Annotated in this window: 9 protein-coding genes; 6 read left to right on the top strand and 3 right to left on the bottom strand. The window is 70.0% G+C overall.

Going from position 1 to position 12,597, the window contains the following annotated elements; genetic code table 11:
- Window positions 1-2: 2 nt before the first annotated feature.
- On the bottom strand, window positions 3-1,886 hold the full coding sequence (locus tag ACQPXG_RS34595) for an MFS transporter (RefSeq protein ID WP_433463339.1): 1,884 nt from the start codon (window positions 1,884-1,886) through the stop codon (window positions 3-5).
- Window positions 1,887-2,090: 204 nt separating this feature from the next.
- Between ACQPXG_RS34595 and ACQPXG_RS34600 the strand changes: the two genes are divergently transcribed.
- On the top strand, window positions 2,091-2,522 hold the full coding sequence (locus tag ACQPXG_RS34600) for a DUF2267 domain-containing protein (protein WP_433463340.1): 432 nt from the start codon (window positions 2,091-2,093) through the stop codon (window positions 2,520-2,522).
- Here ACQPXG_RS34600 and ACQPXG_RS34605 read toward each other — a convergent pair.
- Both ACQPXG_RS34605 and ACQPXG_RS34610 read right to left on the bottom strand, forming a co-directional pair.
- Window positions 2,509-5,358, bottom strand: a complete 2,850-nt coding sequence (locus tag ACQPXG_RS34605; protein ID WP_433463341.1) for a LuxR C-terminal-related transcriptional regulator — start codon at window positions 5,356-5,358, stop codon at window positions 2,509-2,511. The two genes, ACQPXG_RS34600 and ACQPXG_RS34605, sit on opposite strands and share 14 nt — an antisense overlap.
- 110 nt (window positions 5,359-5,468) lie before the next feature.
- Window positions 5,469-5,918: a DUF1931 family protein gene (locus ACQPXG_RS34610; protein WP_433463342.1), complete on the bottom strand. Its 450-nt coding sequence runs from the start codon at window positions 5,916-5,918 to the stop codon at window positions 5,469-5,471.
- A gap of 350 nt (window positions 5,919-6,268) precedes the next feature.
- Here ACQPXG_RS34610 and dnaK point away from each other — a divergent pair, with 350 nt between their 5' ends.
- Genes dnaK through clpB form a run of 5 tightly spaced genes read left to right on the top strand, consistent with a single transcriptional unit; the run spans window position 6,269 to window position 12,590 of the window.
- Window positions 6,269-8,146, top strand: coding sequence for a molecular chaperone DnaK (gene dnaK / locus ACQPXG_RS34615; protein ID WP_433470103.1), 1,878 nt, complete (start codon window positions 6,269-6,271; stop codon window positions 8,144-8,146).
- A complete protein-coding gene (locus ACQPXG_RS34620) occupies window positions 8,115-8,702 on the top strand; it encodes a nucleotide exchange factor GrpE (RefSeq protein ID WP_433463343.1) in 588 nt (195 codons plus the stop codon). Before dnaK ends, ACQPXG_RS34620 begins: the two co-directional genes overlap by 32 nt.
- On the top strand, window positions 8,702-9,649 hold the full coding sequence (locus tag ACQPXG_RS34625; protein ID WP_433463344.1) for a DnaJ C-terminal domain-containing protein: 948 nt from the start codon (window positions 8,702-8,704) through the stop codon (window positions 9,647-9,649). The genes ACQPXG_RS34620 and ACQPXG_RS34625 overlap by 1 nt, the downstream gene beginning before the upstream one ends.
- A complete protein-coding gene (locus ACQPXG_RS34630; protein ID WP_433463345.1) occupies window positions 9,649-9,993 on the top strand; it encodes a chaperone modulator CbpM in 345 nt (114 codons plus the stop codon). The genes ACQPXG_RS34625 and ACQPXG_RS34630 overlap by 1 nt, the downstream gene beginning before the upstream one ends.
- Window positions 9,975-12,590: an ATP-dependent chaperone ClpB gene (gene clpB, locus ACQPXG_RS34635; RefSeq protein ID WP_433463346.1), complete on the top strand. Its 2,616-nt coding sequence runs from the start codon at window positions 9,975-9,977 to the stop codon at window positions 12,588-12,590. The genes ACQPXG_RS34630 and clpB overlap by 19 nt, the downstream gene beginning before the upstream one ends.
- Window positions 12,591-12,597: the final 7 nt, after the last annotated feature.

Below are 12,597 nucleotides of genomic sequence, written 5' to 3' on the forward strand. Positions count from 1 at the left end.
CGTCACTCCTCGTCCCTCCTGGAGTCTCCGGGGCCGTACCTGCTGCGCGTCAGCCGCCGTAGGCGTCCCTCCTTGATCGCCTCGCCCAGCGCCTGCCTGAACCGGCCGGGGCCCCAGCCTCGGGCGCTGACCCGCTTCGCCAGGTCTCGCCGCTCCACCGGGCCCGCCCCGGTCGCGTGGACGAGATCATCGATCTCACGGTCGAGTTCGCGCTCGGAGACCGCCGTCGCCCGGCTCGGCGTGCCCGCGGTTCCCATCATTCCCGGCGAGTAGGTCTGCGAGCCACCAGGCCCGGGACGGAAGCGCTGCGGCGTCGCCATCTCCCGCTTGCGGCGCCGCGCGGCACGCTCCCGGGCGCGGCTATCGCGTTCGGCGGCAAGGCGCCTGTCCTCGGCCGGCAGTTCCCGCTTCAGTTCGGCCCGCCGGAGGCTCTCCTGCTCCTGCGGCGTGGTGGCCTCGGCCTCCTCCGCGGTCAGCGGGCGGGCGATGTTCTCCAGCGACTGCTGTTCGGCGCGGACGCCGAAGATCAGCTCGGCGAACCCGCCCAGCATCATCGCCCCGCACCCGATGAAGAACCCGAGGGCGACAAGGTTCAGCTGGCCGCTGCCGATGAACTGGCCGAAGAGCGCCGGGCCGGTGATCCCGCCGACCGCGGTGCCGACCGCGAAGAACAGGGCGATGGCGAGGGCGCGGGTCTCCATCGGGAAGATCTCGCTGACCGTCAGGTAGGCGGAGCTGGCCCCGGCCGACGCGACGAAGAAGCTCAGCGCGACCAGGATGATGAACGTCGTCGAGGTCAGCTGGTCGGCCATGAGCAGGGCGGCGGTCGCCGCGATCAGCGCCGCGGAGCCGAAGTAGGTGCCGGCGATCATCGGCTTGCGGCCGACGGTGTCGAAGAGGCGTCCGAGCAGGAGCGGCCCCATCAGGTTCCCGAGCGCGAACGCGGCCAGGAAGTAGGGCACCGTGCCGGACGCGACGTCGAAGAAGTCGCTGAGGATCGTGCCCAGGTCGAACGTGACGGCGTTGTACATGAACGCCTGCCCGACGAACAGCGACAGCCCGAGCACGGTGCGGTTGGGATAGCGCTTGGCGGTCACGCGGGCGATCTCGCGGAAGCTGATCTGCCTGCGCTGCCGCACGGTGATGCTCTGCGCCGGAGGGGGCAGCGGCTCCCGCGTCTCGGCCTGGACCTCCCGCTCGATCCGGTCGACGATCCGTTCCGCCTCCTCGGCATGGCCATGGATGAACAGCCAGCGAGGGCTCTCCGGGACGTTCCGGCGCACCACCATGATCGCCAGGCCTAGGACGCCGCCGATGGCGAAGGCCAGCCGCCAGCCGAGATCCGCCGACAGCAGGGCATCGTTGAGGAGCAGCACGCTGCCAAGGCTTCCGATGGCCGCGCCCAGCCAGTAACTGCCGTTGATGGCGAGGTCCACCCGGCCGCGGTTGCGGGCGGGGATCAGCTCGTCGATGGCCGAGTTGATGGCCGCGTACTCACCGCCGATGCCGGCCCCGGTGAGGAAGCGGAACAGGAACAGGTACCACGCCTCGGTCGCGAACGCGGTCGCCACGGTCGCCGCCACGTACAACCCCAGTGTGATCATGAACAGTTTCTTGCGTCCGAAGCGGTCGGTGAGCTGGCCGAAGAGAAGCGCGCCGAGGCATGCGCCGGCAACGTAGAAGGCTGCGGCCGTGCCGATGTCACCGCTGGAGATGTCGATGCCGCTGCCCGGCTCGGTCATCCGGGCGGCGATCGAACCCACGATCGTGACCTCCAGCCCGTCCAGGATCCAGACGGTGCCGAGGCCGATCACGATCCTCCAGTGGAACCGCGTCCAGGCCAGGCGATCCAGCCGAGCGGGAATCTGGGTCTGAACCGTGCCCAATTCGCCAGCATTCGTCATTCCATTACCCCCTCGAAAGCGGGTCCTGTCATCGGCCAGCGTCTGAGTGAGGGGGTGAGCGGACGTCGCCCATACCGGGTGAAACGGACCCGGTTCCGGCATCACCCTCACCGGGTGACGCGTTCTCACCCGGCCCCGCACCACGCTCTGGGACGAAAGGTCCCATCATCCGGAAGGCAGGCTCGTATGAGCGCTACGGGATTCTCGACCTTCGACAAGACCATCGACAAGACGAACCGCGTGCTGAAGGAGATCGAGCATGCCCACGGGTGGTCAAAGGAGCAACGGAACTGGTCCTACGATGCGCTGCGCGCCGTCCTGCACGCTTTGCGCGACCGGCTGACCGTGGACGAATGCGCGCATCTTTCCGCCCAGCTTCCCTTGCTGGTCCGCGGCATGTACTACGAGGGCTGGGACCCCAGCCGAGTACCGGTGAAGATGGACAAGGAGGAGTTCCTCCAACATGTCCGGCGCGGCTTCCCGCACGAGGTCGACGCTGGCATGGAGCAGCTGGTGTCCACCGTCCTGCAGGCGCTGCGGCACTACGTCACAGAAGGTGAATGGGAGGACATCAAGTCCAGCATTTCCCGGGACCTGCGCCCGCTCATTCCTGTCTAGGGCGTCGGTGGGCAGGGGGCGACTCGGCCTCCGTGTCGTCGGAACTCTCCCTGGAATGCGCGTCGGGAAGGTCATCGGAATGTTCGAGGACCTGCCGCGCAAGCTCGACGCGCGAACGGACGTCGAGTTTTCGGAAGACCTGCCGCAGGTGGAACGCGATGGTGTGGACACTGACGAACAGCTGATCGGCGATGCGCTGGTTGGTGAGCCCCCGGGCGACGAGCCCGGAGATCCGCCGCTCGGTCCCGGTGAGGCTGTCCCAGCCGGACTCGGGCCGGTCGCGGCGGTTCCAGTGCCGCCGGCGTTCCCCCATCCCCCGCAGACGCCCCCGGATCCGGGCGGCATCGCGCTCGGCGCCGGCCGCCGCGTAGCAGGAGAGAGCCTGGTCGAAATACTGGATCGTCCGGTCGCGTGCGGTGCCTCCCCCGCCCAGCAGCATGCCGAGGTCCTCGTAGGCGGAGGCGGATGCCCAGCTGTCGGCGTGCTCCGCGGCGGCGTGTCGCAGGAGATCCGGATCGCCGTGCAGCAGCCCGCGGGCGTGCCCGGCGCCGGCGGCCAGGCTGGGCAGCCTCGGGTTCATGTCGGCGAGCCGGTCGGCCGCCGTGACGACCTTCTCGGCCCGTCCGGTCTCACCCGCCGCGACCGCCGTTCGGACCAGCCAGGCCGCCGCGGTCGGATCGCAGATCAGCGCCTGGTTGTGCTCCGTCAGGCCGTCGAGGAGCCGACTCAACCCGTTCATCGCGGCCTGCGGCCCCTCGCGCGCTTCGGTGACCTGTGCCCGGGTCAGCTCGCTTCGGGTCCGGTCGAAGGGAGGGGCTGTCGGCCCGGCCGCGTCTTCTTCGCCGAGGGCGTGCTCGGTGGCCGTCTCGAGATCGCCAGAGCGCAGCGCCGCGACGGACAGCGCGGACCGGGCGGAGGCGCCCAGGAGGTCCGCGCCGACCGCTTCGGCCGCCTCCAAAGCCGCCCTCGCCTGGCGGATCGCCTCTCCTGGACGACCCTCCGCGAGATCGATGCGTGATCGCACGATCGCCGGTCCGGCCGCCCAGCCGTCCCGGCCGATCCCGTCGGCCCCACCGGCCCCCAGCCCCATCGTCCGCCGTGCCTCGTTCATGAGCCTGACGTCCACCAGCAACGCGGCCAGGACGAGGCCCGGGTTGAGTCGGCACTCCTGCACGCCGTCGTTGGACGCCTGCCGCGCACCGGTCCGCGCGAGGTCGAGCGCGCCGTTCAGCTCGCCCTTGTCCCAGCCGTTCAGCGCAAGGAGGATGAGCGCCCCGGTCACCAGGCCCCGGCCTTGCGGGTCACCCGGCTTGACGATCGCTCTGGCCCGGTCCAGTACGCCCGCGCTCGCGGGCAGCCCGACCTCGGCCTGCAGGAGGGCGAGTTCGGCGCGGTCGCGCATTTCGCCCGGCAAATCCGGCATGTCCAGCACGGCCCTGGCCGTGTCCGACGCCCTGACGGCCTGGCCCATCGGCACCAGGACGAAGGACAGCGCGGTCAGCAGTTCGGCGGTGGACGGGCCGGAGGCGCAGTGGTCGAGCGCGCCCTCCGCGAGTGCCGCGGCTCCCATCAGGTCACCGGCGGCGACGAGCGTGCGCATCGCCGTCATCGTGCGCGCGAACCACTGCGGGTCGGCGAACTCGGTGAGGTCGAGCGCCCGGTGGGTCAGATCGGCGGCGATCGCAGGGTGGGTGTCGAGCATCTCCGCGCTCGCCCGGTCCAGGCTCTCGAGGACCTCCGGGACGCCCGGGACCGCCCCCGCCATGAGGTGGGCCGCCGCGGCCTTCACCCGGCCGCCGTGCTCCAGCAGCGTCCTGCCGATCTGTACATGCAGCGCCTGCCGGACGGGACCGGGAAGATTCGTGATCATCGATTCGCGCACCACGTCGTGCCGGAACGTCAGAGCGTGTTCATGCGCGGTCAGTAACCCGGTCGCCAGTATCGCCTCCAGTGACGGCAGTAGTTCTGCGGGGGTGATGCCCAGCAGGTCGGCGGCGACCAGTGGGTGGAACGCGGGCCCGAGCATCGCCGCGACCTCGAGGAGTCGCCGGGCTGCCGGATCCAGATCGTCCAGCCTGTCCTGGACGGCGATGCGGACCCGCTCCGGCAGCCTGGAGGTCACGAGCCGGGCGTGGCCGTGGGAGATCGCCACCCCGCCCTCGTCGCGCAGTCCGTTCATCAGCTCAAGAAGCAGGAGCGGGTTGCCGCCCGCCTGGTCCGCGAGCACGAGCAGGTCGGGATCAGGGCGCGCCCCTAAGGCGGCGGTGACCAGGTCGAAGACGGCCTCGTCCGACAGCGGGCGGAGCCGGACCAGGTCCGCCCCGGCAGTCTGCAACCGGAGGAACAGCCGATCGAGTTCGGCGCCACCGGAGCCGGTGCGGCGTGCGAGGATCCAGCACACGGGAGACGACGCCAGCCGGATCGGCAGCGTCCGCAGCGTGAGGATCATGGCCGGCTCGGCCAATTCGAGATCGTCCAGCACGACCAGCAGCGGGGTGGTCTGGGCCCGCCGCTCCAGCGCGGCCCACAACCATTCGGCCGGCCGGTCCTGTTCGCCGATCGGCGGCGGGTCCGTGCCGGGCTCGTCGAGCGCCGACAGTAACAACTCCAGGGTCGCGGGCCGACGCAGTTCGGGCGCGGTGTCCACGACCACCGCGAAGCCTCCGTCGGCGGCCGTCCGTGCGGCCTCCTCAAGCAGGTGGGTCCGCCCGATGCCCGGCTCCCCTTCGACGAGCATGATCCTCGGCCCGTCGACGCGCGTCAGCAGCTCGTCGACGCTCGCTCGTTCCCGTCGGCGACCGAAGGTCGCGGCCCCCGTCGGGGGCCTCCCGTCCATGCAGGGACCGTGCCCGCAACCCGCAGGAACGATGCATGACCATCAACGCCGCTGTCCTCTTCTTGCCCCATCAGAGACCAAGATCCGGCAAAGGCGGGTCGGCGGCCGGGTCACAAGAGCAGATCGAAGATCCGCTGGACCCCCTGCCACTGCGTGGTCTGCGGATTGCGCCGGTCCGGGAACATGATCCGGAAGGCCTGCGACAGCGCGTAGGAGAGGCCGCCCGCGATCTCCGGGAGCCTCTCATCGGTGACATCGCGGACCGCGAGATCCAGCGGCGGGCGCCTGGCCGTCAGCTCCAGGATCGGCTCGACCTCGATTTCCGCGTCCAGCCGACGGAACCGGTGGATGCTCTCCTGCAGGCCCTTCGTGATCGGCAGGTCGAACGGCTCGATGACGTCACGCCCGTCCGCCTTCGCCGTGGCCTGTCCGATGAGAAGCAGATCGTACAGCTTTGCGTCAAGGAACTCGTGGTAGCGCCGCAGATCGTTCTTATCGACATCCAGCCCCGCGGCCGCCCTGAAGAAGCGCTCGAACCTGCTGATTCCTATCACGGCCATGCCAGTTACCTCGCCTGTCGTCTCCCGAAAGGAGGAGAAGGAAGTTGCATACAGCCTTCCCGCTCGGAGCGGGCGTTACATCGTCAGATCTTGTAGGACCAGATCCGCGCGACAAGGCCGTGCGCCCGGGCCAGTCAGGTGCTTGACCCCGCGAGCCCGCCTGCCGGGGTGCCCTTCCGTTCACGGCGAGTTCACGGACGCGCCGCGGTGGGCGCGAGCACAGACCTACACGGTCGGTGGATGCGCCGGATCTCCTGATGACGCAGCGTCGGTCACGAAGGCATTTCCATCTCCGGCAGCAGTGCACGCCATCACCGGGATGCCCGGTGAGAACCATCGGAGGGAAGCTGATGGCCAGAGCAGTCGGCATAGACCTCGGCACCACCAACTCGGTCATCGCGGTGACCGAAGGCGGTGAGCCCCGGGTCATCCCCAACGCGGAAGGAGCACGGACGACCCCGTCCGTGGTGGCCTTCACCGAACAGGGGGAGAGGCTGGTCGGGCAGCTGGCCCGGCGGCAGGCGATCCTGAACCCGAAGGGCACCATCACCTCGGCGAAGCGCTTCATCGGACGACGCTACGAAGAGATCGAGACCGAGAAGGACGCGGTCTCCTTCGACGTGGTCGCAGGGCACGACGGGACTGCGCGCTTCGACGTGCGCGGCAAGCAGTACGCGCCGGAGGAGATCTCGGCCCAGGTACTGCGCAAGCTGGCGGACGACGCCGGAAAGTCGCTCGGCGAGAAGGTCACCGAGGCGGTCATCACCGTGCCCGCCTACTTCAACGACGCCCAGCGGACCGCCACGAGCGACGCAGGGAAGATCGCCGGGCTCGAAGTCCTGCGCATCATCAACGAGCCCACAGCGGCGGCACTGGCCTACGGCCTCGACAAGAAGGCCAACGAGACCGTACTGGTGTTCGACCTGGGCGGCGGCACGTTCGACGTCAGCCTGCTGAACATCGGCGACGACGTGGTGGAGGTCCGCGCCACCTCCGGTGACGGCCATCTCGGCGGCGACGACTTCGACCGCCGGATCGTCGACCACCTCGCCGATGAGTTCCAGCGGGAGAACGGGATCGACCTCCGGGCGGACCCCCAGGCCCTGCAGCGGCTGTTCGAGGCCGCCGAGAAGGCCAAGGTCGAGCTGTCCACGGTGACCCAGACACAGATCAGCCTTCCGTTCATCACGGCGGACGCCAGTGGCCCGAAACACCTCAACACCTCGCTGATGCGCTCCACGTTCGAGCAGATCACCGCGGATCTGATCGAGCGCTGCGTCGGCCCGGTGGAGCGGGCGATGAGCGATGCCAAGGTCACCGCCGACGACATCGACGAGGTCATCATGGTCGGCGGGTCCACCCGGATCCCTGCCGTGCAGAGCCTCGTCCGCCGGCTGACCGGCGGCAAGGACCCCAACATGTCGGTCAACCCCGACGAGGTCGTGGCGCTCGGCGCGGCGACCCAGGCCGGCGTCCTCAAGGGCGAGGTCAAGGACGTCCTGCTGCTCGACGTCACACCCCTGTCGCTCGGTGTGGAGACCATGGGCGGGGTGATGACCAAGATCATCGAGCGCAACACGACCATCCCCGCCCGCCGCACCGAGACGTTCAGCACCGCCGAGGACAACCAGAACGCGGTCGACGTCGTGGTCCTGCAGGGTGAACGGGAACGGGCCGCCGACAACCGGGTGCTCGGGCGCTTCCGGCTGGAGAACATCCGCCCCGCGCCGCGCGGCCAGCCGCAGATCGAGGTGACGTTCGACATCGACGCCAACGGCATCCTCAATGTCTCCGCACGCGATAAGGACACCGGCGCCGAGCAGCGCATCACGATCAGCCAGAGCTCGAACCTCGACGAGAGCGAGGTCGAGCGCATGATCGCCGATGCGGAGCAGAACCGGCAGGAGGACGCCCGGCTGCGCGCGCAGGTCGACGCGCGCAACGAGCTGGACTCGGCCATCTACCAGGTCGAACACCGGCTCGGCGAACTCGCTGACACGGTGCCCGTGCATGAGAAGGCGCGGGCCGAGGGGCTGATCGAGGACGCCCGGCAGGCCATCAAGGAGGAGGCGCCGCTGGACCGGCTGCGCACGCTCACCTCCGAACTCCAGCAGATCCTGCACGGCTTGGGGACGACCACCGGAGCGGGCGCGGGCGAGCGTCCCGCTGGGGCCACGACGGAAGGCTCGGACGAGGATGTCATCGACGCCGAATTCACGACGGACTGAGCAGACCGGGCAGCCGGCCGGCCGGGACCGGCCGCTCGAGCAGCCCGCGCACGCCGAGCAGCCCGAGCAGGAACGGGCCGCCGAGGCGGCCGGACGGGATTCGGGCGAGGTCGAACGGCTCAGGGCGCGGGTCGAGGAACTCGAGGACCTGTGGCGGCGCGCGCTCGCCGACCTCGACAACCTGCGCAAGCGCATGACGCGCGAACTGGAGACGCAGCGCCGTGCCCAGCGGGCGGAGGTCACCGCGGCGTGGCTGCCGGTTCTCGACGACCTCGAACGCGCCCTCCAGCACGCCGAGTCCGACCCGGCGAGCGTCCTCGAGGGCGTTCGCAGCGTCCGGGACCGGGCCGTGGCGACATTGCGCGATCTCGGTTACCCGCGCCGCGATGACCTGGGGGTCCCGTTCGACCCGGCCCGGCACTCAGCGGTCGCCGTGCGCACCGACCCCGACGTTCCGCCCGGCACAGTGGTCGAGGTCCACCAGCCGGGCTACGGCGACGACGAGAACCAGTTGCGCCCGGCGCTGGTGTCGGTGTCGGCCAAGGCCGGTGACTGATGGCCGTCCAAGATCCGTACGAGGTGCTCGGGGTGTCCCGGGACGCCGACCAGGACGAGATCCAGCGCGCCTACCGCAAGCTCGCCCGTGCCCATCACCCCGACATCAACAAGGACCCCGGAGCCGAGGAGAAGTTCAAGGACGTCTCCGAGGCCTACGCCATCCTGTCCGATCCGGAACAGCGCCGCCGCTATGACGTCTTCGGGCCCGACTTCCGGCAGGTTCCGGAGGACGTCGACCCGGACACGTGGGCGCGCTCCCGTGCGGGTGCCGCCGCCGGCGCCGGCCGCGCCGGTCCCTACGCCACCACGGGCGGCGTCTACACCGGCGGGTTCGGGGAGGACATCGACGTGGAGGAGTTGTTCGGCGGGATCTTCGGTGGCCGCCGGCGGGGCGGCCGCTGGTCCGCCTGGTCGCCGTCGCGCGGCGCCGACCAGGAGGCCGAGATCGAGGTCAGCGTCGAGGAGGCGTACCGGGGGACCAGACGCACCATCACCCTCGAGCGTCCAGAGGGCCCGCGGAACCTCGACGTCACCGTTCCCGCCGGTGTGACCGACGGCCAGCGCATCCGGTTGGCCGGGCAGGGCGGGGGCGGTGACACCGCTGGAGACCTTTACCTGATGGTGCGGATCGCCCCACATCACCGCTACCGCGTCCAAGGTCGCGACGTGTACACCGACCTTCCGCTCGCTCCGTGGGAGGCCGCCCTCGGCACGACGGTGGGGCTGCAGACGCCCGGCGGCGAGGCCAAGGTGAAGGTCCCCCCCGGCACCTCCAGCGGGCGGCGGCTCCGGCTGCGCGGCCGCGGGCTGCCCAACCCCCGCGGTGCCCCGGGTGACCTGTTCGCCGAGGTCCGGATCGTGGTGCCGCCCGAGCCGTCCGAAATGGAACGCCGGCTGCTCGAGGAGCTCGCCTCAGCGTCGCCGTTCGACCCGAGGAGATCGTGATGGAACATCTGCTGCCCGGCACGGTCTACGCCATCATCCCGACCCATCCCCGGCGGATGGACCTCGACGCCTTCGCCGATGCCGCCGGAATCCATCCCGAGCTGGCACGCCGGCTGGTGCGTCTCGGGCTGCTCGACCCCGAACGCGACCCGTCCGGCCGGCTCTGGTTCCCGCCCGCGCAAGTCGCCGCGTACGCACGCCTCGAACGCCTGCGGACGGGGCTCTGCCTCAACTACGCCGCGCTGGGACTCGTGGTCGAACTGCTCGACCGCATCGCCGAACTCGAGCGGGAACTACGCATCCAACACCACACCGGAGGCCGAACGTGGACCCCAACCGCCTGACCCAGAAATCCCAGGAGGCCCTGCACGACGCCCAGACTAAGGCCCTGCGCTTCGGGCACGTCGAAGTGGACGGCGAGCACCTGCTGCTCGCCCTGCTCGACCAGGCCGGCGGACTGGTCCCGCGGCTGCTCACCGAGGCGAAGGCCGATCCGGCACGGTTGCGGGAGGCGCTGGAGGCCGAGCTGGGCCGCCGCCCGAGTGTGAGCGGTCCGGGGACCGAGCCCGGCAAGGTGCTGGTGACTCAGCGGCTCTCCCGCCTGCTCGACACCGCCCAGCAGGAGGCCGAACGACTGAAGGACGACTATGTCTCCGTGGAGCACCTGGTCATCGCGCTGCTGGAGGAGGGTTCGGCGACGGCGGCGGGCCGGCTGCTGCACCGTCACGGCGTCACCAGGGGCTCTTTCCTGGAGGCCCTCACCCGGATCCGCGGCCACCAGCGGGTGACGTCCGCCATGCCCGAGGTCGCCTACGAGGCGCTGGAGAAGTACGGCCGGGACCTGGTGGCCGACGCCGCGGCAGGCAAACTCGACCCCGTTATCGGCCGGGACACCGAGATCCGCCGTGTCGTCCAGATCCTGTCCCGCAAGTCCAAGAACAACCCGGTGCTGATCGGCGACCCGGGCGTCGGCAAGACCGCAATCGTCGAGGGGCTCGCCCGGCGCATCACCGACGGCGACGTCCCCGAGGGCCTCCGCGACAAAACGATCTTCAATCTGGACATGGGCTCGCTCGTCGCGGGCGCCAAGTACCGAGGCGAGTTCGAGGAACGCCTCACCGCCGTGCTCAACGAGGTCAAGGCGGCCGAGGGCCGGATCCTGCTGTTCGTCGACGAGCTCCACAACGTCGTCGGCGCGGGTGCCACCGAAGGGGCCATGGACGCCGGCAACATGCTCAAGCCGATGCTCGCCCGCGGCGAACTTCACATGATCGGCGCCACGACAGTGGAGGAGTACCGCAAGCACATCGAGAAGGACGCCGCCCTGGAGCGGCGCTTCCAGCCCGTCCTGGTCGACGAGCCCACCGTGGATGACACCGTCTCTATCCTGCGCGGCCTGCGCGAACGCCTTGAGGTCTTCCACGGCGTGAGGATCCAGGACGCCGCCCTTGTCGCCGCCGTGACCCTCAGCCACCGCTACATCTCCGACCGGTTCCTGCCGGACAAGGCCATCGACCTGGTCGACGAGGCGTGCGCCATGCTGCGCACCGAGATCGACTCCATGCCCGCGCCACTGGACGAGCTCACCCGCCGCGTCATGCGCCTGGAGATCGAGGAGGCCGCGCTGTCCAAGGAGGAGGACGCGGCGAGCAAGGCCCGCCTGGAGAAACTCCGGAAGGAACTGGCCGAGCTGCACGCCGAGGCCGGCTCCATGCGCGCCCAGTGGGAGGCCGAGCGCCAGGCGCTCCGCAAGGTGCAGGCACTGCGTCAGGAGATCGAACAGCTCGGGCAGGAGGCCGATCGGGCCGAGCGCGACTACGACCTCAACCGTGCCGCGGAGCTGCGGCACGGCCGGCTGCCGGAGCTGGAGCGGCGGCTGCGCGCCGAGGAGGAGCGGCTGACCGACAAGCAGAACGGCGGCCGGCTGCTGCGCGAGGTCGTGACCGAAGAGGAGATCGCGGCGATCGTGTCCCGCTGGACGGGCATCCCGGTGAGCCGTCTGCAGGAGGGCGAGCGGGACAAGCTGCTCAAGCTCGACAAGGTTCTACACGAGCGAGTGGTCGGGCAGGACGAGGCCGTCCAGCTGGTGTCCGACGCCATCATCCGCGCCCGCTCGGGCATAAAGGACCCGCGCCGCCCCATCGGCTCGTTCGTCTTCCTCGGCCCCACCGGCGTCGGCAAGACCGAGCTGGCCCGCACCCTCGCCGCGGCCCTGTTCGACACCGAGGAGAACATGGTCCGCATCGACATGAGCGAATACCAGGAGCGTCACACCGTCAGCCGGCTGGTCGGCGCACCCCCCGGCTACGTGGGATACGAGGAAGGCGGCCAGCTCACCGAGACCGTCCGGCGCAAGCCCTACTCGGTCGTGCTGTTCGACGAGATCGAGAAGGCGCACGGCGACGTCTTCAACACGCTGCTTCAGGTGCTCGACGACGGCCGCCTGACCGACGCGCAAGGCCGCACCGTCGACTTCCGCAACACCGTCATCATCATGACGTCCAACATCGGATCGGAGCATCTGCTGCAGGGCGTCACCTCGGAGGGCGACATCGAGCCGGACTCCCGCGACCGGGTGATGGGCGAGTTGCGCCGCCACTTCCGTCCCGAGTTCCTCAACCGGGTCGACGACATCATCCTGTTCAAGCCGCTCACGCTGCCGCAGATCGAGCAGGTCGTCGACCTGATGTTCAACGACCTTCGCGCCCGGCTGGCCGACCGGCAGATGCACCTGGCGATCGACGAGGACGCCCGGCGGCTGATCGCCGAGCAGGGCTTCGACCCGGTGTACGGCGCCCGCCCGCTCCGCCGCTTCATCGCCCGCGAGGTCGAGACCCGCATCGGCCGCGCACTCATCGCAGGGGACGTCCGGAACGGCGCGACCATCCACATCACGGTCGCGAACGAGGAACTGAACGTCCGCTACGAGAACCCGGAGTGACCGGCCG

It is taken from the genome of Spirillospora sp. CA-128828 (assembly GCF_050945415.1).
GTDB lineage: Bacteria > Actinomycetota > Actinomycetes > Streptosporangiales > Streptosporangiaceae > Spirillospora.

What these genes read in the sequence shown, in the direction of transcription:
- ACQPXG_RS34630 (WP_433463345.1), top strand. Translation starts at nt 9,649, where the DNA reads ATGGAACATCTGCTGCCCGGCACGGTCTACGCCATCATCCCGACCCAT.
- dnaK (WP_433470103.1), top strand. Translation starts at nt 6,269, where the DNA reads ATGGCCAGAGCAGTCGGCATAGACCTCGGCACCACCAACTCGGTCATC.
- ACQPXG_RS34620 (WP_433463343.1), top strand. Translation starts at nt 8,115, where the DNA reads ATGTCATCGACGCCGAATTCACGACGGACTGAGCAGACCGGGCAGCCG.
- ACQPXG_RS34610 (WP_433463342.1), bottom strand. Translation starts at nt 5,918, where the DNA reads ATGGCCGTGATAGGAATCAGCAGGTTCGAGCGCTTCTTCAGGGCGGCC.
- ACQPXG_RS34605 (WP_433463341.1), bottom strand. Translation starts at nt 5,358, where the DNA reads ATGGACGGGAGGCCCCCGACGGGGGCCGCGACCTTCGGTCGCCGACGG.
- ACQPXG_RS34625 (WP_433463344.1), top strand. Translation starts at nt 8,702, where the DNA reads ATGGCCGTCCAAGATCCGTACGAGGTGCTCGGGGTGTCCCGGGACGCC.
- ACQPXG_RS34600 (WP_433463340.1), top strand. Translation starts at nt 2,091, where the DNA reads ATGAGCGCTACGGGATTCTCGACCTTCGACAAGACCATCGACAAGACG.